The 21,806-nt window shown below is 38.6% G+C and carries 17 protein-coding genes; 9 read left to right on the forward strand and 8 right to left on the reverse strand.

Translation table 11 applies throughout. From position 1 onward, the window contains the following. From IMO47_RS11125 to IMO47_RS11135, 3 genes are all read left to right on the forward strand, one after another. The coding region (locus IMO47_RS11125) for a glycosyl transferase (protein ID WP_196075860.1) at positions 1–1,022 on the forward strand (1,022 nt) is incomplete at its 5' end. A 312-nt stretch (positions 1,023–1,334) separates the two neighbouring features. Further along, the gene (locus IMO47_RS11130) at positions 1,335–2,960 is read left to right on the forward strand and encodes an inorganic phosphate transporter (RefSeq protein WP_196075861.1); all 1,626 of its coding nucleotides are present in this window, start codon (positions 1,335–1,337) and stop codon (positions 2,958–2,960) included. Positions 2,961–3,158: 198 nt separating this feature from the next. Further along, positions 3,159–4,631 carry a capsule assembly Wzi family protein gene (locus IMO47_RS11135; RefSeq protein WP_196075871.1) on the forward strand — a complete coding sequence of 491 codons (1,473 nt, stop codon included), beginning with the start codon at positions 3,159–3,161 and terminating at the stop codon, positions 4,629–4,631. A gap of 166 nt (positions 4,632–4,797) precedes the next feature. On the opposite strand, the gene IMO47_RS11140 is transcribed toward IMO47_RS11135, so the two are convergent. Continuing rightward, positions 4,798–5,244 carry a GNAT family N-acetyltransferase gene (locus tag IMO47_RS11140; RefSeq protein WP_196075862.1) on the reverse strand — a complete coding sequence of 149 codons (447 nt, stop codon included), beginning with the start codon at positions 5,242–5,244 and terminating at the stop codon, positions 4,798–4,800. A gap of 148 nt (positions 5,245–5,392) precedes the next feature. Here IMO47_RS11140 and cysD point away from each other — a divergent pair, with 148 nt between their 5' ends. From cysD to IMO47_RS11155, 3 genes are all read left to right on the forward strand, one after another. Beyond that, positions 5,393–6,301 (forward strand): sulfate adenylyltransferase subunit CysD, encoded by a 909-nt coding sequence (gene cysD / locus IMO47_RS11145; protein ID WP_026040334.1) that lies wholly within the window; start codon positions 5,393–5,395, stop codon positions 6,299–6,301. A 134-nt stretch (positions 6,302–6,435) separates the two neighbouring features. Further along, complete coding sequence (gene cysN, locus IMO47_RS11150; RefSeq protein ID WP_196075863.1) at positions 6,436–8,049, forward strand: sulfate adenylyltransferase subunit CysN; 1,614 nt, start codon at positions 6,436–6,438, stop codon at positions 8,047–8,049. A gap of 317 nt (positions 8,050–8,366) precedes the next feature. After that, positions 8,367–8,543, forward strand: a complete 177-nt coding sequence (locus tag IMO47_RS11155; RefSeq protein WP_196075864.1) for a hypothetical protein — start codon at positions 8,367–8,369, stop codon at positions 8,541–8,543. 102 nt (positions 8,544–8,645) lie between these two features. Here the strand turns inward: IMO47_RS11155 and IMO47_RS11160 are convergent, their stop codons facing one another. Next, on the reverse strand, positions 8,646–9,194 hold the full coding sequence (locus IMO47_RS11160) for a DUF2239 family protein (RefSeq protein WP_196075865.1): 549 nt from the start codon (positions 9,192–9,194) through the stop codon (positions 8,646–8,648). A gap of 171 nt (positions 9,195–9,365) precedes the next feature. Then, positions 9,366–10,895 (reverse strand): outer membrane protein transport protein, encoded by a 1,530-nt coding sequence (locus IMO47_RS11165; RefSeq protein ID WP_196075866.1) that lies wholly within the window; start codon positions 10,893–10,895, stop codon positions 9,366–9,368. A gap of 274 nt (positions 10,896–11,169) precedes the next feature. Between IMO47_RS11165 and IMO47_RS11170 the strand changes: the two genes are divergently transcribed. Then, positions 11,170–12,162, forward strand: a complete 993-nt coding sequence (locus IMO47_RS11170; protein WP_196075867.1) for an NAD(P)H-quinone oxidoreductase — start codon at positions 11,170–11,172, stop codon at positions 12,160–12,162. A 122-nt stretch (positions 12,163–12,284) separates the two neighbouring features. Here IMO47_RS11170 and IMO47_RS11175 read toward each other — a convergent pair whose 3' ends face one another. Beyond that, positions 12,285–13,295 carry a zinc-binding alcohol dehydrogenase family protein gene (locus tag IMO47_RS11175; RefSeq protein ID WP_196075868.1) on the reverse strand — a complete coding sequence of 337 codons (1,011 nt, stop codon included), beginning with the start codon at positions 13,293–13,295 and terminating at the stop codon, positions 12,285–12,287. 357 nt (positions 13,296–13,652) lie between these two features. Here IMO47_RS11175 and IMO47_RS11180 point away from each other — a divergent pair, with 357 nt between their 5' ends. After that, complete coding sequence (locus IMO47_RS11180) at positions 13,653–14,153, forward strand: hypothetical protein (RefSeq protein ID WP_196075869.1); 501 nt, start codon at positions 13,653–13,655, stop codon at positions 14,151–14,153. A gap of 143 nt (positions 14,154–14,296) precedes the next feature. On the opposite strand, the gene IMO47_RS11185 is transcribed toward IMO47_RS11180, so the two are convergent. From IMO47_RS11185 to IMO47_RS11195, 3 genes are all read right to left on the reverse strand, one after another. Next, positions 14,297–15,637 carry a CitMHS family transporter gene (locus IMO47_RS11185; protein WP_196075870.1) on the reverse strand — a complete coding sequence of 447 codons (1,341 nt, stop codon included), beginning with the start codon at positions 15,635–15,637 and terminating at the stop codon, positions 14,297–14,299. Between the two features lie 395 nt (positions 15,638–16,032). After that, complete coding sequence (locus tag IMO47_RS11190) at positions 16,033–17,361, reverse strand: hemolysin family protein (protein WP_196077333.1); 1,329 nt, start codon at positions 17,359–17,361, stop codon at positions 16,033–16,035. Positions 17,362–17,501: 140 nt separating this feature from the next. Continuing rightward, a complete protein-coding gene (locus IMO47_RS11195) occupies positions 17,502–18,491 on the reverse strand; it encodes a LysR family transcriptional regulator (RefSeq protein ID WP_004722769.1) in 990 nt (329 codons plus the stop codon). Between the two features lie 624 nt (positions 18,492–19,115). On the opposite strand from IMO47_RS11195, the gene IMO47_RS11200 reads away from it, so the two are divergent. Continuing rightward, entirely contained in the window at positions 19,116–20,720 is a 1,605-nt protein-coding gene (locus IMO47_RS11200; protein WP_196074698.1) for an isocitrate lyase, read from the forward strand. 728 nt (positions 20,721–21,448) lie between these two features. Here the strand turns inward: IMO47_RS11200 and IMO47_RS11205 are convergent. Next, positions 21,449–21,736, reverse strand: a complete 288-nt coding sequence (locus IMO47_RS11205; protein WP_196074699.1) for a PA4642 family protein — start codon at positions 21,734–21,736, stop codon at positions 21,449–21,451. Positions 21,737–21,806 lie beyond the last annotated feature (70 nt).

A 21,806-nucleotide genomic window follows, 5' to 3' on the forward strand; every position in this document is an offset into this window, starting at 1 on the left:
CTGGTGAGATATTACAACATGAATGGACTGATTTTAGTCATAATCGTAACCTTGCTTTAGCTGGCTGCTTAAAAAAGAGTGACTATATTTTAATCTTTGATGCTGATGATGTTATAGAAGGGGATTTGCAGCTCCCAGAATTAAACAAAGATGCTTACTATTTACAACTCACTGATGAAAATAAAACAACAAGATATTTAAGAAAATTAATTATAAAAAACAATGGCTGTTATCAATGGCGTGGTGTATTGCATGAGTTCTTGGAAAGTTCTCAAAGTAATGAGAATACGGAAGAGGTTTTAGGCAATTATGTTGTTATTTCCGGACGTAAGGGAAGTCGAAGCTTAGATAAAAATAAATATCTAAAAGATGCTGAGTTGTTAGAAAGAGCTTATCTTTCAGGGAATGATCCGGATTTGTTACCACGATATGCGTTTTACTGTGCACAATCTTATAAGGATGCTGGATTAATCGATAATGCGATTGAATGGTATCAAAAACGGATTAAATTAGAAGCAGGTTGGTATGATGAAAAATACTGCAGTTTCGAACAATTGGGTTTACTTTACGAATCCCAAAAAAATTATAAAGAAGCACATTATTATTGGCAAATGGGAATTGCGCATGATTCACAACGAGCCGAATGTTGGTATCATGCTGCTAGGTGTTATAGTTGGAATCATCACAAAGAACTTGCTTACTGTTTTGCAAAACAGGCCAGTGAAATCAAGATACCTGAAGGAAATCGCTTATTCATACAAAAAGATATATATAATTTCTGGTCATTGTATGAGTGGTGCTTAAACGCCTACAGGCTGGGGAAAATTGAAGAGTCTTATCAAGCTTTTAAAAAACTCGTTATATGCTGTCCCGAAGACCTTGTGAATCGTTTAACGAACCAACTCAAAGAGTATCGATCGTTGATTATGCAGGATACCTTTTATGAGGGACAATCTTTAGCATTTCATTTACAGCGTATAGGCAAAAGAGCACTATTAGAACAAATTTTAAATTCGAGGTGAGTGTCTGTTTTTTCATCAAATTGTCACAAATATAATGGATACTCGATGGAAATATGGGTTCATCTGTCATATTTGCCGGAAATATTACAAATATTATTTCAGGCGGAAATCTAATATTTTGCGAAAATTAATTTTATTAAATTGGTGTAAATTATTGAATATATTTAATAAAAACATTGGATAAGTCGCAGGGACTGAGAAATAATGAAGTGAAGAAAGTAAAAAATTCACTTCATTGGAGAGCTATTTGTCATATAATTGTCACAATTTAATTGAACAATAAGCGCATTCTAATATTCGCTTACCTTCTGCATGAATTCGAATTTACCTCCCGTCTCAGATTCTGCACCATCGTCTCAAGCTGCTAAATCGACGAATGTGCATGTACCTACACCGAAATTTTTTATGCCGGTGTTTCTGACGATTATTATTGCAACCTTGATTTATATTGGGGTGCAAGTTAGTGCAGATTTAGCACATGTTCCACCTTTAAGCCTTTATTCAGTCATTCTTTTAGCGACTGCTTTATTCATTGCCTTAGGCTTTGAATTTGTAAACGGTTTCCATGATACCGCCAATGCTGTAGCTACAGTCATTTATACCAATGCTTTGCCTGCACCAGTTGCGGTGATGTGGGCTGGTTTTTGTAATTTCCTTGGGGTAATGGTCGCAAGTGGTGCTGTTGCTTACGGAATCATTGCATTGCTTCCTGTTGAATTAATCATGAATGTGGGGAGTGGTGCTGGTTTTGCGATGGTATTTGCCATGCTGATTGCTGCGATTCTTTGGAATTTAGGCACTTGGTTTTTGGGTATTCCTGCATCGAGTTCTCATACCTTGATTGGTTCAATTTTAGGTGTGGGGATCATGAACTACATTTTGCATGCATCCAGTGGTGCAAGTGGTGTAGACATGGATCAGGTCATTAAAGTTGGGAAAGCATTGTTGTTTTCTCCTTTAATTGGCTTTGCTTTTGCAGCAGTGGTGTTCCTGATTGTTAAAAAGTTATTTAAAAAGCAACTTGAACTATTCCAGCCACCCGAAGGCAATAAGCCACCGCCACCTTTGATTCGTGCGATTCTTATTTTTACCTGTACGGGTGTAAGTTTTGCACATGGCTCAAATGATGGTCAAAAAGGTATGGGACTTATCATGCTGATTTTGATTGGGATTGTGCCTTTGGCTTATTCTTTAAACCGTGGTCTGGATCAACAGCATTTACAGTCATTTTCACAATTGTCTGGTCAAACTGCGACAGCGATTTATGCCGAACATGCTGATATTCCTGATGAGCAAGCACGTGCAACGATCACTAAGTTTATTCAAACCAAAGAAATGAATACTGCTGTGGTACCTGCTTTGGCAAGTTTGACTGATCATTTGGGTGAGCGTGTTGGAAAGTTTGGGAATCTTCAGGATATTCCTGAAGCTGAAGTCTCTTCTTTACGCAATGATATGTATTTAAGCACAACAGCATTTAAACGTTTGGAAAAAGCAGATCAGCTTCCAAAAATGGATGAAGCTCAAGCTAAGGTTGTGAAAGATTATCGTAAAAATCTCGATTCATTCCTACAGTATATTCCAAATTGGGTGAAAGTTGCTGTTGCCTTGGCTTTGGGTTTGGGTACGATGGTGGGTTGGAAGCGTATTGTGGTGACTGTGGGAGAACGTATTGGTAAGCATCATATGACCTATGGTCAAGGGATGTCTGCTGAACTTGTCGCAATGTCCACTATTGCAGCTGCGGATGGTTTTGGTTTGCCTGTATCAACAACACATGTACTCAATAGTGCGGTTGCAGGAACGATGGTTGCCAACAAATCGGGTTTGAATTTTGCGACGGTTAAAACGATTCTTTCAGCTTGGATCTTTACCTTACCCGCAACCATTTGTTTATCCGGCGGACTGTTCTGGTTATTGTTAAAAGTATTTAATTAAGATCAGTCTTATTGATTCGTTCAAACATGAATATTGATATGATCAGCATTGAAATCTAAAATCTCAAAAAGTGTACTTCGGTACACTTTTTTTAATGCTGCATGAGTTTTTGCAATGTGAATAACACAATTTCACCATTGAAAAAAATTTTTAGAATAACTATGGTGTGGCAGTAAATCACACTTGAGAAAAATGAGCATGTATTTAAGAAAAGCCCTGTATGCTGCTGTATTATTTGGAATGTCTTTACCTGTTTTGGCTCAGGGAATTGTATTAAATAATGAAGATATCCGTACAGATTTAAACTGGTTAAATCAACAAGGTGTGATTCAAATCAGCACTTCAACCTGGCCAATGAGTGGTGATGAAATTCAACGTGCGTTGTCTCAAGCGAAGATTTCCAACAATACACAACAAAAAGTCATTGATTCAATTCAAAATGCATTAAAAGCGGATAACCAAACAGTAAAACTGGGGCTATTTGCAGAAACAGATCAGAAAAATATTCCACAGGCATTTGGTGACAGTCAAAAGGCCCAGTATGTGGGTTCACTTGAGTTTAATGCAGGTGGTGAAAACTGGGATGCCAAACTACGTGTGAATGGAGAAAAGGATCCTCAAATTGATAATCGTCGTGATGTCAATGTTGAAGGTTCATACATTGCAGGAAAGTTATGGAATCAATGGGTCATTGCTGGTCAAATCCCAACATATTGGGGACCTGGGCATGATGGAAGTTTGATTCGTGGTGATGCCAGCCGTCCAGTCTATGGGTTTACAGCGCAACGCGCTGAACAAAAAGCGTTTGAATCTAAATGGCTGTCTTGGATTGGACCTTGGCAATATCAAGCATTTGCTGGACAGCTAGATGACTATAAAGCTGTGCCTGATACACGATTACTAGGAATTCGATTAACTACACAACCTTTACCTTATTTAGAGTTGGGCGCATCACGTGCTTTTCAAATTGATGGGGAAGGGCAACCTGGTAGTGCTAAAGCATATTGGAACGCATTTATCGGTAAAGATAATGAATGTGCAGATAGTACCTGTACAGGTGTTGGGAATCCATCAAACCAACTTGCAGGTTTTGATGCCCGTTTAAATCTTCAATCCTTATTAAATGTTCCTGTAAGTTTTTATGGGCAGTATATTGGTGAAGATGAAGCAGGAATGCTGCCTTCTAAGAAGATGTATTTAGCGGGTGCTGATTACTCATCAAGCTTTAAAAATTTGCCCTACCAACTTTATGTTGAATGGGCGGATACTACAACAAATGATGATCCTTTAGGTATTTCTTATGCCCACCATGTGTACAAAGACGGTTACTATCAGCAAGGTTTCCCACTGGGGCATGCGATGGGTGGGGATGGTGAAATGGTTTCTGTAGGCGGTAACATTCGCTTTGATGTTATGAACCGTTTGTCTGGACGTGTACTCTATGCCAAAGTGAATCAATCAGCGAGTTTATTTGCTGACAAACAAATCAATTTAGCTTTCCCAGAACAGGATAAGATCAAAGCTTTGGATTTAACATGGACACATTATATTAAGCCGACCATGCCTTTAAAAATCAACGGCTGGGTCAGCGATTCGGATGTACATGGGAATGATGCTGGGGCTTCGGTCGGTATTGAAATTCCTTTGGATAAAGCATTATTTGGTCATTAAGTTGCCTTCTATTCAAACGATATCTTCCTAATTTGGGGGAGATATTGTTTGATGATGAGACCTCAAGTTAAAGGTATTTCTTGATCATTGATCTAAATCAAAAACGTTCATTTAAGCTATAAAATCTAAGACAAATTTAAGTGTTTTATCAATATCAATGCGCTGATCATGTTAACGCTTTTTTATATTGAATAAACCCTGTTTTAGACGCGATGCGATCATATAAATATTGAGCCGTGCTATTGGATTCTTGAGTCAGCCAATAGATGCGATCAAATCTTCCAGTACAGATCTGATAACAATGCTTAATTAGTTGCGCTGCTAGACCTTGATTTCTAAATTGTTCTTTGATGAAAAGATCCTGTAAATAGCAATAGGGCAAATTCGTCCACATGCTTGGATGGGAAATCAAATGTACAAAGCCAACCACCTGACCACCTATCTTGATGGCAAAGCCAAACATATCCGTTTGATCTGGATTTGTGATTCGCTTCCAAGATAATCTTATTTGTTCATCATTCAAATGTGTATTATAAAAAGTTAAATAATCCTGCCAAAGGGAAAGCCATTGCTCAAAATGAAGTTCTTCTAGGGCAATAATTTGTGTGGACATCGCGATCTCATATTTTTTGCTTATGACGTTTTTATATATGAATATAAAAAAACAAGCAAAAGGGTTAGCTTGTAAATCACTATAATGAATATAAATTTTAATATGTGTAATAAGTACACGTTTTTGTGAGCTGGTGCTGTCAATGCCTATATCTGAGGAAAGACTTACTCATCTTAAACAGCTTGAAGCTGAGAGTATTCATATTATCCGTGAAGTTGCTGCTGAGTTTGAAAATCCAGTGATGCTTTACTCAATTGGTAAAGACTCAGCTGTGATGCTGCATCTTGCTTTAAAAGCATTTTATCCGGCAAAACTTCCTTTTCCACTGTTGCATGTCGACACAGGCTGGAAGTTTAAGGATATGATCAAATTCCGTGACAACATGGCAAAAGAACACGGTTTTGATCTGATCGTGCATCAAAACAAAGAAGGTAAAGACGCTGGCGTAAACCCATTTGATTATGGCAGTTCAAAATATACCGATATTATGAAAACCCAAGGTTTAAAACAGGCTTTGGATAAATATCAGTTTGATGCTGCATTTGGCGGAGCGCGTCGTGATGAAGAAAAGTCACGTGCTAAAGAACGTGTTTATTCTTTCCGTGATTCAAAACATCGCTGGGATCCTAAAAACCAACGCCCAGAACTTTGGAATCTTTATAACGGTAAAGTCAACAAAGGCGAAAGTATTCGTGTATTCCCATTGTCAAACTGGACAGAGTTGGACATTTGGCAATATATCTATCAGGAAAGTATTCCTTTGGTGCCTTTATATTTGGCTGCTGAACGTCCAGTGGTTGAACGTAGTGGTACGCTGATCATGGTGGATGATGAGCGTATGCGCTTAAAAGAAGGTGAAGTTCCACAAATGAAATCGGTACGTTTCCGTACTTTAGGCTGTTATCCATTAACTGGTGCGGTTGAATCAACTGCAACAACATTGCCTGAAATCATTCAAGAAATGCTTCTAGCGACGAGCTCAGAGCGTCAAGGTCGTATGATTGATCATGATGAGGCCGGTTCAATGGAGAAGAAAAAGCAAGAAGGCTATTTCTAAGTATTTTTACATGAATCTCCCCCTAACCCCCCTGTTTATAAAATAAAAGAGGGGGACTCCAGCAAGAAAACGGAGGACTTAGGAGGATTTAAAGATATAGCAACCGATTTCAAAATATTGTGGAGCTTTAAGCAATGTCTCATCAATCAGAATTGATCAGTCAAGATATCTTGGCATATTTAAAACAACATGAAAATAAAGACTTACTGCGTTTTTTAACGTGCGGTAATGTGGACGATGGTAAATCAACGCTTATTGGACGTTTACTTTACGATTCAAAATTGATTTATGAAGATCAATTACAAGCCGTGACACGTGACTCTAAAAAAGTAGGCACAACGGGCGATGCTCCAGACTTGGCTCTGCTTGTTGATGGTTTACAAGCGGAACGTGAGCAGGGGATTACCATTGATGTCGCTTATCGTTATTTCTCAACTGAAAAACGTAAGTTTATCATTGCCGATACACCCGGGCATGAACAATACACACGTAACATGGCTACAGGTGCATCGACTGCTGACCTTGCGATCATTTTGATTGATGCACGCTATGGCGTACAAACACAAACTCGCCGTCATACTTTTATTGCAAGCCTTTTAGGGATTCGTAATATTGTGGTTGCGATTAACAAAATGGACTTGGTTGAGTTTTCTGAAGCACGTTTCAATGAAATTCAAATTGAGTACAATAATTTTGTTAATCAATTGGGTGAGCGTAAACCTGCCAATATCATCTTTTCGCCAATTTCAGCATTGAACGGTGATAATGTTGTGAACAAATCGCCGAATACGCCGTGGTATCAAGGTCAAACCTTGATGGAAACGTTGGAAACGGTTGAAATTAGCCATGACGTCAGTAAACATGAATTCCGCTTCCCAGTGCAATATGTCAATCGTCCCAACCTCGACTTCCGTGGTTTTTGCGGTACCATCGCATTGGGGGAAGTGAAAGTTGGCGATGAAATCGTGGCTTTACCTTCCGGCAAGAAATCAACAGTGAAAGAAATTGTCACTTTTGATGGCAACTTAGCACATGCCATTGCTGGTCAAGCAGTGACTTTGACCTTGAATGATGAAATTGATATCTCTCGTGGTAATGTCTTGGTCAAAGCAGGCGAGCAACCACTCATTTCACGTTCTGCCCGTGCTACAGTCGTATGGATGACTGACCAGCCTTTAGTTCTGGGCAAACTTTATAATGTGAAATTTGGTACACAAACGATTCCTGCGAAAGTTGCAAAAATTAACTATCGTACCAATGTGAATACTTTGGAAAAAATTCAAGTTGAACAGCTTGATTTAAATGCGATAGCTGATGTGACGATTGAGTTTGATGCGCCTGTGGTATTTGATCGTTATCATGACAGTCGTTATACAGGTTCATTTATTTTCATTGATCGGTTAAGCAATGTGACTGTTGGTGCCGGAATGGTTGAAGCAGCAGTTGAATGGACTGCGCATAATGAACCTGTGACTGCTGAAGCTCGTGCCGCACGTTTAGGCCAAAAGCCTGCTGTTGTTGCCGTAGCTACCCAAACCCTTGAAAAAGCTCAAGCACTTGAAAGCTTGCTGATTCAGCAAGGTGTTGTTGCGATTGCAAAAGCGGGGCTATCAAGCGATCAAGTCAGCCTACTTCGTCAAACAGGCGTGGTGGTTGTGACTGATGTTGAGCAGGGTGCAGATGTTGTATTTGCTCAAGAGGCCGTTGAAGAATTGGCAGAAAAAATTGTCGAATTAGTTCGTCTCTAACGGTTTGAATATTTATAAAGAAACCCGCTATCTGGCGGGTTTCTTTTTTGAAATAATGATAAACAAAGGGTATATAAAATCCATAGAACAAGCTTTATTCAGAACATCCACTTGTATTCATTGGGAGTAATCAATCAATCAGCTTTATTTAGGGTTAGTATTGTTAAAAATATTTGAATATTTTATTTAAACTGCAATCAGATGAGTGTGATCACTATATCAGCACATGGTTGAAATTGAATAAAAACAGAGTAACTACAGTAAACACAATAAAATTTAGTTTTAATTCAAGTTAAAATTTAATTGCAGGTGATAAAATGAAACTATTTTTCCTTGTTGCTATCGTTTTTCTATGCACAGCCTGTGCTTCAAACCAGCCAAAAATACAGGAGCCGTCCAAAGCATGTCAAAACTACCATGCGATGATGACAGCACCTCTGGACCCGATGGCAATGCAACGCTTAAAACAAGCCTGTGATGATTCAGCAAAGTAGAGATAACAAGCCGTTGTATGCAGACAATACAAAAAATAAGCTATAAAAAATGTGCTTGTCCAATAGACTTAGAACATTTCAGCCTGTTTAAGGAAATTTTCCTTAAAATGCCTCATTTGATTTTTTCAGCAAATATGTCTTGATATCTTCAGGGCAATTGTCAATTAAAGCAATAAAGCTTTCCTGATTGTTGCGATACAAAGCACGAGTGGCTTCTTCATAATGAGGAATATTGGCCGACATGGCAGACATAAAGCGATCTATGGCTTGTTTTACCATCATTTTATTACTTTCAGAATTTGGATTATTGAGTTCCTGATCAATCAATTTTCGAATAACCGCAGACGCGCTCGAGTTTTGCTGATCTAACCAATTCCAATGTTTTTGCTGCAAGGTGATTTCACGAGAAATGACCCCCAACTTTGGTCGTCCCACTTTCTTGGTGACTTCTGGCTCGCCATAACGCTGTTGTAGATCAAGTTCAGAACCCATGATATTGACATCAATCTGTTGACCTGTCTGGTCATTAAAAATCAGAACAGGTGTAGAGAGAGTGCCTTGTTGCTTAATCATGAGGGCAACATTGAGTAGCGTATCATTAATTAATTGACGATGACCGATAAAGGCAGTGTAGCTTGCTTCAATTTTCATTTTAAAACCTATGGGATTTTATCTGGGTAAAATAAATTTAGATTGAATATTATCAGGGTAAAATTAAGATAGCAAATAAAAAATAGCCAACGGCTTAAGATGTCGAAAATTTAGCCAATAAAAAAGCATGTAAAGCTTGCGCAGTTACATGCTTGGTAAAAATTAAGTTGCTTAGAAGCGATAACCCATTTTTAAACCATAGGCGATTGCATTGTTGTCTTTAAACCCAGCAACGTAATCATTGCTACCTGCTTGAGCACCGGTTTGCGCCTTAGCATCGCCTAACCAGAAATATTTCACACCGCCAGCAATAAATGTTGAAGGCGTAGGGCTATATTGAACACCTAAGCCAAGGTTCCAGTAACCTTCAGTTGGACCTAGAGTTGTAACAGGATTACCTGCACCTGAATCCCAGCCAACGGAAACATTTCCAGCCCATTGCTCATTCAGTTTACGACCAATACCGGCAGTGACTGTATATTGATCATCAGAGTATTCTACAAGGTTAAAACCGTTTGGTTTACCCACTAAAGGCCCAATTGCTTCGGAAACTGCGCCAAACTTAACTGGACGAATGGAAAAATCTTTCCAGTTTACCCAGCGTAGATTTGCAAAAGCCACCGTATTTGCCATGATTCCTGTTTGGAAGTCCAAGTTCACTGATTGAGGGGTGGTAATACGCGTTTTTCCGCTGGTATTCTGGATTTTATTGATTGCAGCTGGTCCACCAGGAAGTAAAGCCAGTGCACCTAATGCTGAAATACTTTCTTGTACATCGGTATCATGATCAATTTCAGAACGATAAGTAACGGATGCTTTTAACGCAATTTCAGGAATTTGGAAAGCTAGACCAGCTAACCAACCCACACCGCTGGTTTCTTTAATTTTGCTATCATAACCATTATATAAGCTATAGGCCTGACCACGTAGACTTACTGAGCCTTTTACAGTTTGATACACGCCACCACCGTAAATATTGAAGTTTTTATTTGGTTGGAAACCAAAAACCATCGATAAGTTTTGAGAATCAACTTCTACTTTGGTGTTGCCTTTACCAAGACTGGCATTCGCTGCTGCAATTCCCTGGTCCACTCGGTTAGTAATCCCATTTTGTACTGCGGCATCAATTCCTGCTTTAATTGTGGGATTGGCGTTATATGCAGCAATCGTACTATTTAGTAGCAGTGACCCAGCGGTGGTAGAGAAGTCTATATTGGGGTTTTGAGCTTTGAGAGCCGTAGCAACTACGCCTTTGGTCGGATCAGCTTGTCCTGCACTGACCAGTCCTTTAAATGTCGCATCAATTGTACTGGCACGAATTGCACTTAAGCGAGCTTGTGGTAGCACCGTATCATTTGGCGAAGATACAAAAACATTATTTCCACTATATGCAGCATCCGCTCCAAACGGTTGGTCATATAACAAACCGAATGAAACATTGTCAGTGACTTGTAACTTGATTGCTGCGGAAGGAAAGTAATAGTCATCTCCCATATTTGAGATATGTCTACGGGTTTCCGATGTATCAGCTTCACGTCCTTCTACAGTGGGATCTAAAACAGAGATACCTGCTTCAAAATAATTATCTGGCTGTAAAAATGCCGACATAGACTGTCCTGATCTATCTAGTGCTGCTGCGTAAAGTGCAGAGCTTGGAAGATAAATGGACATCATTGCGATGAGTACTTTATTGATTCGCATATTTATCGTCTCCTTGACAATATACTTTGAAATTATTTTTATGGCGCTTTATTGATTAATGCTTAATCATATTCACTATGATTAGTTTGAACATATCAAAATTAGAGTTTGAATCAAGTATTAAATGATAAATTTTTAATAAGAAGTTTTTTTACTTTTTCTAATGAATTTTAAGCCTATTCTTTATAGACCTTCGTGAAGAAATATTTGCAGATCTTCGGGTTTATGTTCAAATATCCAAAATCGTTAAATTCATGGATCAGGAAAGAAAAATATGGCTACAAAGTCTATGCAACAGGTCATTATTACAGAGCCGGGCGGCGTAGAAAAGCTCGCGTATGAACATGTGGCAGTTCCACAACCTAAAGCAGATGAAGTCCTGATCAAGGTTCATGCGTTTGGGATTAATCGCCCCGATATTTTGCAAAGACAGGGCTTATATCCAATGCCAAAAGGTGTGACACCTGTACCTGGACTAGAGGTTGCCGGTGAGGTCGTTGCTATAGGGGAAGATGTGAGGTTATTCAACATTGGGGATAAGGTTTGTGGATTGACCAATGGTGGTGGCTATGCGGAGTATTGTGTTGTACCAGAATCTCAAACCATCACGATTCCTAATGCGGTGAGTTTTGTGCAAGCCGCTGCAATCCCTGAAACTTTTTTTACCGTTTGGGCGAATGTGTTTCAAATGGCACACGCCAAAGCGGGTGAAACACTTCTGGTACATGGGGGGGCCAGCGGTATTGGTACTACAGCCTTAATGCTAGCTCAATCTCTAGGTTTGAAAAGCTTTGCTACCGTCGGCTCTGATGAAAAAGTTGGCGCGATTGCGCATTTAACTGATGCGATCAACTATAAAACTGAAGATTTTGAAAAAGTTATTCTGGAAAAGACTGAAAATGCAGGAGTTGATATTATTCTTGATATGGTTGGGGCGCCTTATCTGGAACAAAATTTAAACTTGCTGCGTAGAGACGGACGTTTGGTCTATATCGCTTTTCTTGGTGGTGCAAAAGCCAAAGATGTAAAACTTGGACAAATCATGATGAAGCGCCTTACCATCACAGGTTCGACTATGCGCGCACGCAATACAGCCGAAAAAGCAGAAATTGCTCGTGGTTTAATGACGCATGTGGCGCCTCTTTGGGAAAAAGGTGAATGTCTGCCAATGGTTTATAAGACATTTAAGTTTGATCAAATCCAAGCTGCGCATGCCTCTATGGATACCGGTGAGCATATAGGTAAAGTTGTAGTAGAAGTCATTTAAAATCATGCCGTGATTATCATGATTTTAGTCTCTTTGATGTTTTAAATGTAAATGAATAGTATCGCTTAAATCCGTACATGTGGATTTAAGCGATCTATAAAAATCAATATGATCCAGAAAAATCAAAAGCCTTCCAAAACGATTTTTCCAATGCTTTGTCCTGACTCAATCATTCTGTGCGCTTGAATTACATGCTCCACATTGATGGTTCCCAAGTTTTGACCCAAGGTCGTTTTAATCCTATGGTCATCAATTAATTTGGAAATTTTATTGAGAATATCGCCTTGTCGTGTCATGTCTTTGGTCTGAAACGTAGATCGGGTAAACATAGATTCCCAATGAATAGAGACTGATTTGATTTTAAAAGGATGAATAACAAAACTCTCAGGATCATCAATCAGACCAAAATGCCCTTGTGGTGCAATAAGATTGGCAATTTGCTGTGTATAACGTCCAGTGCCATTGATTGAAAATACATAATGCGGCGAACCAATATTAAGGTCTAAAATTTGTTGTTCTAAGGGCTGACTGTGATCTACGATAAAATCCGCGCCAATCTCCTGTAGCCATGCTTTAGTTTCTGGTCGAGATGCAGTGGCAATCACTGTAAATTCAGTCAACACTTTGAGCAATTGGACAGTAATTGATCCCACACCGCCTGCTGCACCAATCACTAAAATGACGGGTTTTTCTTGCTTGGTATCTTGAATTTTTAAACGGTCAAATAGCATTTCATAGGCGGTTAATGACGTTAAAGGTAGAGCGGCAGCTTCAGCATTGCTGATCGATTGAGGTTTTAAACCTACGATTCGTTCATCGACCAATTGATATTCTGCATAAGAACCTTGTCTTTGGTTAGAACCGGCATAAAATACTTCATCACCGACTTTAAAGTTTTGTACTTGGTCACCGATGGCTTTGACAATTCCGACTGCATCATGTCCCAGAATTTTCCATGTTTCATTCTCAGGTGAGGTACGTTGGCGCATTTTAATATCGACCGGATTAATTGAAATCGCTTTGACTTCAATTAATAGGTCGTGACCAGTTGCGACTGGGATATCGATTTCAATGTCGGAAAAAACCTGGGGTTCTGTAATTGCTAACGGTTTTTTATAGGCAACAGCTTTCATAAGGTCCACTATTTTTTATTGCGTTATCAAATCAATAGCAAAAAAAAAGCATAGAGAAAAGCATAAATTTGTGAGCAGATGATTATCCTTTAAATTTAAATAAGTACCTTTAATGAAAAAAAATGATTATTAGAAATCACAGGCAGACTGAAGAAAATCCACCCACTGTAAAAGGGGGAGATCTAAAGGATATCTCAAGATCCGATTGAAATTTTAAATATAGACATATTTGTGATGATTGGTAGATGGATATTCTCAAGCCAATTTTCTATGGTTCAGCCTTGAACATTAACTCTGTTTTAATTTTAAAATTATGCGAAAATAGGGATTCTATTTATTTTGTTTTTTAGGACTCCCATGACAGATTCTTCTGCATCATTAAGTGATATTGAAATTTTAGACATTCTTCAGTCGATGAAATCGGATGAATTGAATGTTGATGCAAAAAAAATCATTCGTGAGGGCGGAAAAGCGGGGCGTCAAGAAGCACATAAACAGGCGTTGGTTGCGTTAAATCAGAGCTTTGAGGATAAATTTGTTGAAGCAGTAACATTAGCTTTAAATCTGAATGAAGCACAAGCAAAGAAAATCCGTTATAAAAAAGACCGTATCCGAATTTTAAAAGCCAAAGGCATTGATTATTTGGCGATTGATGGTGCCGAGACAGCTCAAGTGCTGTCACAAGTCGCACAGGCAATTGTTCGCGAAGATGCAATTGTAACCCATGATCTGCACAATATTTTCCCATTCTGGAAAGAAGGATGGCCAATGGTACAATTTGATAGTGCTTATAAAGTTTTAGAAGATGATATTTCAATTCACTACCAAGCATTACTCGATGTATTAATTCATCCCTAATTGTGGTCACCCCTTATCTCTGTTGAAAGTTGTAGCTTCAGCCTGATGAACAGTTCACACTAGATTGTCTTTATTGATTATTTGAGTTGAAAAAAGCCGATATTTATATCGGCTTTTGTGTATTTTAGTGAGAATATTTTTGATCAGTGCATAGATGAATATAATGGGAAGACACCAAGTAGCATTGCTGCAACCAACATGACCAGGCAGGTGAGAATTGCCCATTTAATCGTAAATTTTTGGTGTTGCCCAAATTCAATTCCTGCCAGTCCACATAACAAATAAGTTGATGGCACCAGTGGAGAAAGTAAATGTACAGGCTGCCCCACAATTGAAGCACGTGCCATTTCTACAGGTGTAATTCCATAGTGGCTTGCAGCTTCAGAAAGAATAGGTAAAACACCATAATAAAATGCATCATTTGACATAAAGAAGGTCAACGGCATACTGATTACAGCGGTAATCGGTGCCAAAAATGGTCCCATACTTTGCGGAATAATCGCAACCAATTCTTTAGACATGGCATCAACCATGCCCGTCCCTGTCAAGATACCAGTAAAGATCCCTGCCGCGAAAATGATACCCACAACATTCAGCGCACTACCGGCATGATGAGCGACTAAAGATTTCTGCATATCGACATCTTTATAGTTCACAACGAGTGCAATACACAGGGCAATCATAAATAGAATGGGTAAAGGCAGAACGCCTTTTACCAAACAGATCATCAACACGACAGTTAATAAACCATTAAACCATCTTAAATGTGCACGATTCGCTTCAGGGTTGGTTGAAATCTGAATGTTATCACCATGGCTGACATCAAGTTCAATGATCCCCAAACGCTTACGTTCCATACGACCATACATAAAGCCAACGAAGTATAACCAAACAATGGCGATCAGCATCGGTAAGACCATCGGCACAAAGATATCACTTGCTTCGACATGCAATGCACTGGCAGCACGGGCAGTTGGACCACCCCATGGAGTAAGATTCATAATTCCACTTGCAAGCATCATTAAACAAGCCATGATGAGTGGACTCATACCCAGTCGTTTATAGAGCGGAAGCATTGCGGCTACACAGATCATATAGGTGGTTGAGCCATCACCGTCTAAAGACACGATTAAAGTCAAAGTAATCGTCCCAATTACAACTTTTAACGGATCACCTTTAACCAGTCTTAAGATGAATTTGACTGAAGGATCAAACAGACCTGTATCAATCATGATGGCAAAGTAGAGGATGGCAAATAACAGCATAACGCCAGTAGGGGCAAGCTTTTTAACGCCCTCCAACATCATTTCGCCAAGTTCTTTGATTTCAATATGCCCTAGACTGTCCACGTAGAAGCCAAGACCGTAAGCGATAAGTGCGAATAGAATTGGGATAAGTGTGAGTGCAGCAAGTGCAGTCATTCGTCTGGACATGATTAAATACATAAAGCATAAAATCATGCCTAAACCTAATACGGTTAGCATAGTTCAATCCTTGAATGAGACTTTTAATACAGAAGTCTTTTAGTTTTTTAAGCAAAAGCATGCTAATAGTTATTTGGTTAAATTTAAATATATTTGTAGAAATATTAAATGAGTAACTATTTTTTTAAAAAATAGAGTATTTAAAACAGATAGTTAAAATTTAAATATTTTTTTGCACCAAAATGGTTATAAAATTTAAAATATTGATTTATATGTTTTTATTTTGAAAACTATTTTAATAGATGAATTCATGTTAATTTTCATATTTTAAAATATTATGAATAATTGTGATGGTAATATCATAAAAGTAGTGAAATTTTGTGATTAAGAGCAATAAACTGCAATCAAAGCTCAGTAAATAGACTTGAGCTTTGATTGAAAAAATAAACGGCTAACTAAGATGGACTTTCTTCAGGAAGTTGTGCTTCTGCTTTTTCAAGCAAACGGGTCACCAAAAGTTGGTCAATCTTAAAATGGTCGACATCCACCACTTCAAATTTATAACCGCCATAAATAACGGTATCTGCAGGTTTCGGAATTTTTCTTAACTGGTACATCATAAAACCTGCCAGGGTTTCATAATTATCTTCATCAGGCATTTCATCAATTTCAAGAGCATGTTTCATGTCTTCAATCGGTGTACTGCCATCAATCAGCCAGGAATTATTATCGCGTTTGATAATCTGCTGATCTTCTTCCATAGGTGTTACCCAATCTCCCATGACCGTAATCATAATGTCAGAAAGGGTTATGACACCAACCACCAGGGCATATTCGTTGAACACCACAGCAAATTTTTCTTTACTTGATCTAAAACGATCAAGTAATTCAGACAGTGTCAAGGTGTCCGGGATGCTCAATACAGTACGGATGGTGGATTCGTTCAATTGATTGATTTTTTGATTGTTGAGAATACGTACCAATATATCTTTGGCATCGACATAGCCAATGACTTGGTCAATCGTTTCATTACAAACTAAAAACTTTGAATAGGGATATTCAGCTAATTTTTGGCGAATGCTTTCTTCTGGTTCTTTTAATGTAAAAAACACCACATTTTCACGTGGTGTCATACTTGAGGGTACATTACGCTCTTCAAGTTCAAATACATTCTCAATAAAATGATGTTCTTGTTTTTGCAATACACCTGCCTGTGCACCTGCATCCATTACTGCTGAAATATCATCGAAAGTAATGTTGTCTTCGCGGGTGGTATTCACTTTAAACAGACGGAACAGTAAGTTTGCAACAGCATTAATAAACCAAGCCAAAGGTTTACAGACTATAATAAAAACTTGAATCGGATTGATGACTGCAACTGCAATTTTTTCAGGTGCGATCATTGCCATGCGTTTTGGCATTAAGTCTGCAAAAAGAATAAATAGCGAGGTCACTAAAGTAAAGGACAGTGCAAAACTGATGGTTTCAGCCCAAGGACCCACATAAAAACGAGCAACGAATTCGAAAAAATAAGGGCGAAATGCGCCTTCACCTAAAATACCACCTAGAATAGCGACCGCATTTAACCCAATTTGGGAGGCAGCAAAGAAATCGGCTGAGTTTTGCTGCAAGTCTAGGACTTTTTGTGCACGTTCATCGCCAGATTCGGCAAGAATTTTGAGTTTAACTTTACGCGCACCTGCAAGTGCGATTTCAGTTAAAGATAAAAAACCAGCTCCTGCAATGAGTACGACAATAACTAGGATATTCTGGAAGAGGCTCACGAATCCACCTGTGGATCATCATTATTATGAGAGGTTATGAATACATAATAAGTTAACACAAAAAAGGGCGGTAGTGATTAATCACTACCGATTTAAAATGAGTATAAGCTTGAAATGATAAGAATTTAAGAAAAATTATCTTAATATTGAGAAAAATGTGAATTATTCTGCATGAATTCACGATTTTCTTCTTCAATCATTTGACGTGCAACATAGAGAATCAGTTGACGTAACCAACGGTGGGCAGGATGATGGTGCAGTAAAGGACACCACGCCATTTTTAATTCAAACTCTGGAATATAAAATGGAGGATCTTTGATTAATAAGTTCTGGCTTTTCGCCTGTAAGCGCGCAATGCGTGTAGGTAAGGTTGCAATCAAATCGACATTGGATGCCAATAATGCAGGCATTTGATAATGACGGGTAAAGACTGAAATTTTACGTTTTTGACCAATACGTTCTAAAGCTTGATCAATCCAACCTAATCCGGCTTGTTTTTCAGGGTTTACACCAAATCCAACCCCCATCCCTGTTTTTGAAACCCAAATGTGCTGTGCATCTAAATAGCTTTTAAGATTTAGGTTGCTTGACGCTGGATGTTTGTTGTTAAGTAGGCAAGAAAAGCTGTCGCGCCACACCAGAACTTGGTGAAAGCTTTGTGGAATCTCATTGAAGCGGTTGATTGCCAAATCGACTTTGCCTTGTTCCATATCTCGATAAGACACGTCACTTGGGGTAAGAAAGTCGAGAACAACGTTCGGGGCTTCTGAGCGTAGTGCTTTGACCAGACGAGGAACTAAAGTTGCTTCGGCATAGTCTGAAGTCATGATACGGAAGACCCGATTACTGGTATATGGTCTAAACTCAGTACGTGGCTCCAAAATCATCGACAAGTCCGAGAGTGCATCACGGATACGCGGTTGTAATTCAAGCGCACGTTCTGTTGGTGTCATACCCTCGGATGAGCGAATCAAAAGTGGATCATTAAATAAGTTACGGAGACGACGTAAAATATTACTCATTGCTGGTTGCGTTACACCCAGCTGTTCTGCTGCACGAGTCACATTTTTTTCACGTAAAAGAACGTCAAGGTAAATTAAGAGGTTTAGATCGACCCGCTCCAGATTCATAAAAAAAATACCGAAAATAAAATTTAGAAATCACATGTGATTATGCCATAAGGAAATGCATTTGTGTAAAAAGTAGATGAAAAAACACCAACAGATGGTACTTATTATGGAATTTGTAAGTGTATTTCTGTTTAATGGGTCAAACACTTTTAAAAACACAAAGAATCTTTTTTGAGATTATACAATATAGCGTATTGGGGAATGAGAGATGTGCTTTTCAAGCAGCAGACCTGGTACTCATTTAAGCCATGATAAGTTCAATGTTTTGTCTATTTTTACATCAAAAAAAATAAGATCAAGTGTATTTTTAACTCGTTGAGACTTAAGTCTAATAAATATAAAACAACCATTTTGACGGATTATTAGTCAAAAAAGTTTAATTAATATAATTTAAAACTAATTTAAAAATAAATACTTAAAGAATTATTACATAATTATAATACGACTTTGATCTATATATTTTTTAAATAAATACCGAAAATTAACCTAGAATATTGGATTAATTAGGGCAGTCAATCTAAGCTAAGTCCATAACAACGAAGTGTTCTAAATCTGAACAATCAAATAGCGAGTGGATTTGGCTCTTCGATTGATGAAATCCTAATATTATTACAGGAACATATCATGACTACATACCAAACAGCGATTGATGCAATCCGTGAATTAAAAGCAAAATTCGGAAGCACTTGGCGCGATATTAGCCCAGAAGATGCTGCGCGTATGCAAATGCAAAACCAATTCAAAACTGGTTTAGATATCGCTAAATATACAGCTGCGATCATGCGTCGTGATATGGCTGAATATGATGCTGATTCTAGCAAATATACTCAATCATTAGGTTGCTGGCATGGTTTCATCGCGCAACAAAAAATGATCGCGAACAAAAAATATTTCGGTACGACAAGCAAACGTTATATCTACCTTTCTGGTTGGATGGTTGCTGCACTTCGTTCAGAATTCGGTCCTCTTCCTGACCAATCTATGCACGAAAAAACGTCTGTACCCGCATTGATCGAAGAGATCTACACATTCTTGCGTCAAGCTGATGCGAAAGAACTAAACGATTTATTCCGTGCACTTAAAAAAGCAAATGAAGCGGGTGATACTGCTAAAGCTGCTGAAATTACTGCGCAAATCGACGGTTTCCAAACTCACGTTGTGCCAATCATTGCGGACATCGATGCTGGTTTCGGTAACGAAGAAGCAACTTATTTGCTTGCTCGTAAAATGATTGAAGCTGGTGCTTGTGCGCTTCAAATCGAAAACCAAGTATCTGATGCAAAACAATGTGGTCACCAAGCTGGTAAAGTAACAGTTCCGCACGAAGACTTCATTGCTAAAATCCATGCATTACGTTATGCATTCTTAGAAATGGGTCTTGATGACGGTATCATCGTTGCACGTACTGACTCTGAAGGCGCTGACTTGACTCAAAAAATCCCAGTGGTTAAAGAGCCAGGCGATATCGCTTCTCAATACATCAGCTACTTAGATACTCAAGAAATTGATATTGCAGATGCTCAAGAAGATGAAATCTTGATCAAACGTGATGGTAAATTACACCGTCCTAAGCGTCTTGCTTCTGGCTTGTATCAATTCCGTGAAGGCACTCAAATTGACCGTGTTGTACTTGACTGTGTGTCTAGCTTACAAAATGGTGCAGATCTTCTTTGGATCGAAACAGCGACTCCAAACGTTGAAGAAATTGCTCACATGGTGAATCGTGTACGTGAAACTGTTCCAAATGCGAAGCTGGTTTATAACAACAGCCCATCATTCAACTGGACATTAAACTTCCGTCAACAAGCTTACGACCGTTGGGTTGCTGAAGGTAAAGACGTTTCTGCTTACGACCGTGCTAAATTAATGAGCGCTGAGTATGACAACACTGAATTAGCTGCTGATGCTGATGCGAAAATCCGTACTTTCCAAGCAGATGCTTCTCGTGAAGCAGGTGTGTTCCATCACTTGATCACACTTCCGACTTACCACACTGCTGCGCTTTCTACTCATGAGCTTGCACAAGGTTACTTCGGTTCTGAAGGTATGTTGGCGTATGTTGCTGGCGTACAGCGTAAAGAAATCCGCGGTGGTATCGCTTGTGTTAAACACCAAGCAATGGCTGGTTCTGACATCGGTGATGATCACAAAGAAATCTTCTCTGGTGACAATGCACTTAAAGCGCATGACGATGCTAAAAACACGATGAACCAATTCGCAGCGCACTAAGCTTAGAATGGATTCGAAAAACCCAGCGCAAGCTGGGTTTTTTTATGCCTGATGGTAAGTGAGATCTTTCAAAACATATCTATAAAGCAAATAGGTAAATGTTTTAAATAGTTCTATGCTTTTATTTCAACAACGGATTGATATTGGGGTGAATAACGACACAAAAGCAGCTTAACTTTTATGCTGCTTTTGTGTCAGAACTTAATCAATATTTATGAATAACACAAAAAATGAATACCCAATGATGGATTTGTTGCTTTGGTTTTGTCATATCAAAGGTCAAAATAAGTTAAACCAATTAATATCATTATGTAAAGCTTGTCTCATATAGACAGGGCATTTTAACAGCCTCATATTTTGAGAAAAGTTTTGATCGATTTTGCCTTGACGATGCTTTGCTTTTCCTGGGGAGTTCTAAAACTTGCGCTGCAAACGAAGTGTTGCTTTGTTTTTGCTCTGGTCGAAAAGATATATCCATGCCACCAACCATGATAGCAAAGTCAGGTGCAATTGACAGAGCGGAAAACCAAAAGCCATATTATTTTCAACCTGAGTCTTATATAAAATTTTTGACCAAATGGAATTCACTTGAGGTCATACCAATTTAACTGATTCAGAGGAATGCTAGGATCAAGAAAAATAAAAAATGCCCAATAATATTCATTGAGCATTTGTATAAAAATAAGTCTAAGTTTTTTCAAAACCGAGTCATCATTTCTTGATCATGTTTAAGCAAACTTTGCCAAAACTGCCAAGAAACCTTCTTTTTGACGCGGGTATTCAGCAATCACATCATGAATACGCTGACCTTCAGGATTGGTTGCATTGATGTCACGACCCTCAGCAACAAACTTCGTCAGCAAGCGTTCATAGTCAAAAGGGCGCATGTGTTTAAAAGCATGATACAACACATGGAAATCTGTGTTGATCCCTTCAGGAGGAAGTTGATCTAAATAGGCAAAAACACGCTCGTCTGACCATTCTTCATTGAACGTTGCTGGCTGTGAAAGTGCCATAACAGCATCTCCTCAAAAAATCTAAATCTAATCGATTATCTTAGTTTGCAGCATTATATAAAAGCTATTG

The sequence above is a fragment of the Acinetobacter sp. Res13-Abat-PEC15-P4-01 genome, from assembly GCF_015676285.1.
GTDB lineage: Bacteria > Pseudomonadota > Gammaproteobacteria > Pseudomonadales > Moraxellaceae > Acinetobacter > Acinetobacter nematophilus.

What these genes read in the sequence shown, in the direction of transcription:
- IMO47_RS11130 (WP_196075861.1), top strand. Translation starts at nt 1,335, where the DNA reads ATGAATTCGAATTTACCTCCCGTCTCAGATTCTGCACCATCGTCTCAA.
- IMO47_RS11135 (WP_196075871.1), top strand. Translation starts at nt 3,159, where the DNA reads ATGTATTTAAGAAAAGCCCTGTATGCTGCTGTATTATTTGGAATGTCT.
- IMO47_RS11140 (WP_196075862.1), bottom strand. Translation starts at nt 5,244, where the DNA reads ATGTCCACACAAATTATTGCCCTAGAAGAACTTCATTTTGAGCAATGG.
- cysN (WP_196075863.1), top strand. Translation starts at nt 6,436, where the DNA reads ATGTCTCATCAATCAGAATTGATCAGTCAAGATATCTTGGCATATTTA.
- IMO47_RS11155 (WP_196075864.1), top strand. Translation starts at nt 8,367, where the DNA reads ATGAAACTATTTTTCCTTGTTGCTATCGTTTTTCTATGCACAGCCTGT.
- IMO47_RS11160 (WP_196075865.1), bottom strand. Translation starts at nt 9,194, where the DNA reads ATGAAAATTGAAGCAAGCTACACTGCCTTTATCGGTCATCGTCAATTA.
- IMO47_RS11165 (WP_196075866.1), bottom strand. Translation starts at nt 10,895, where the DNA reads ATGCGAATCAATAAAGTACTCATCGCAATGATGTCCATTTATCTTCCA.
- IMO47_RS11170 (WP_196075867.1), top strand. Translation starts at nt 11,170, where the DNA reads ATGGCTACAAAGTCTATGCAACAGGTCATTATTACAGAGCCGGGCGGC.
- IMO47_RS11175 (WP_196075868.1), bottom strand. Translation starts at nt 13,295, where the DNA reads ATGAAAGCTGTTGCCTATAAAAAACCGTTAGCAATTACAGAACCCCAG.
- IMO47_RS11180 (WP_196075869.1), top strand. Translation starts at nt 13,653, where the DNA reads ATGACAGATTCTTCTGCATCATTAAGTGATATTGAAATTTTAGACATT.
- IMO47_RS11185 (WP_196075870.1), bottom strand. Translation starts at nt 15,637, where the DNA reads ATGCTAACCGTATTAGGTTTAGGCATGATTTTATGCTTTATGTATTTA.
- IMO47_RS11195 (WP_004722769.1), bottom strand. Translation starts at nt 18,491, where the DNA reads ATGAATCTGGAGCGGGTCGATCTAAACCTCTTAATTTACCTTGACGTT.
- IMO47_RS11200 (WP_196074698.1), top strand. Translation starts at nt 19,116, where the DNA reads ATGACTACATACCAAACAGCGATTGATGCAATCCGTGAATTAAAAGCA.
- IMO47_RS11205 (WP_196074699.1), bottom strand. Translation starts at nt 21,736, where the DNA reads ATGGCACTTTCACAGCCAGCAACGTTCAATGAAGAATGGTCAGACGAG.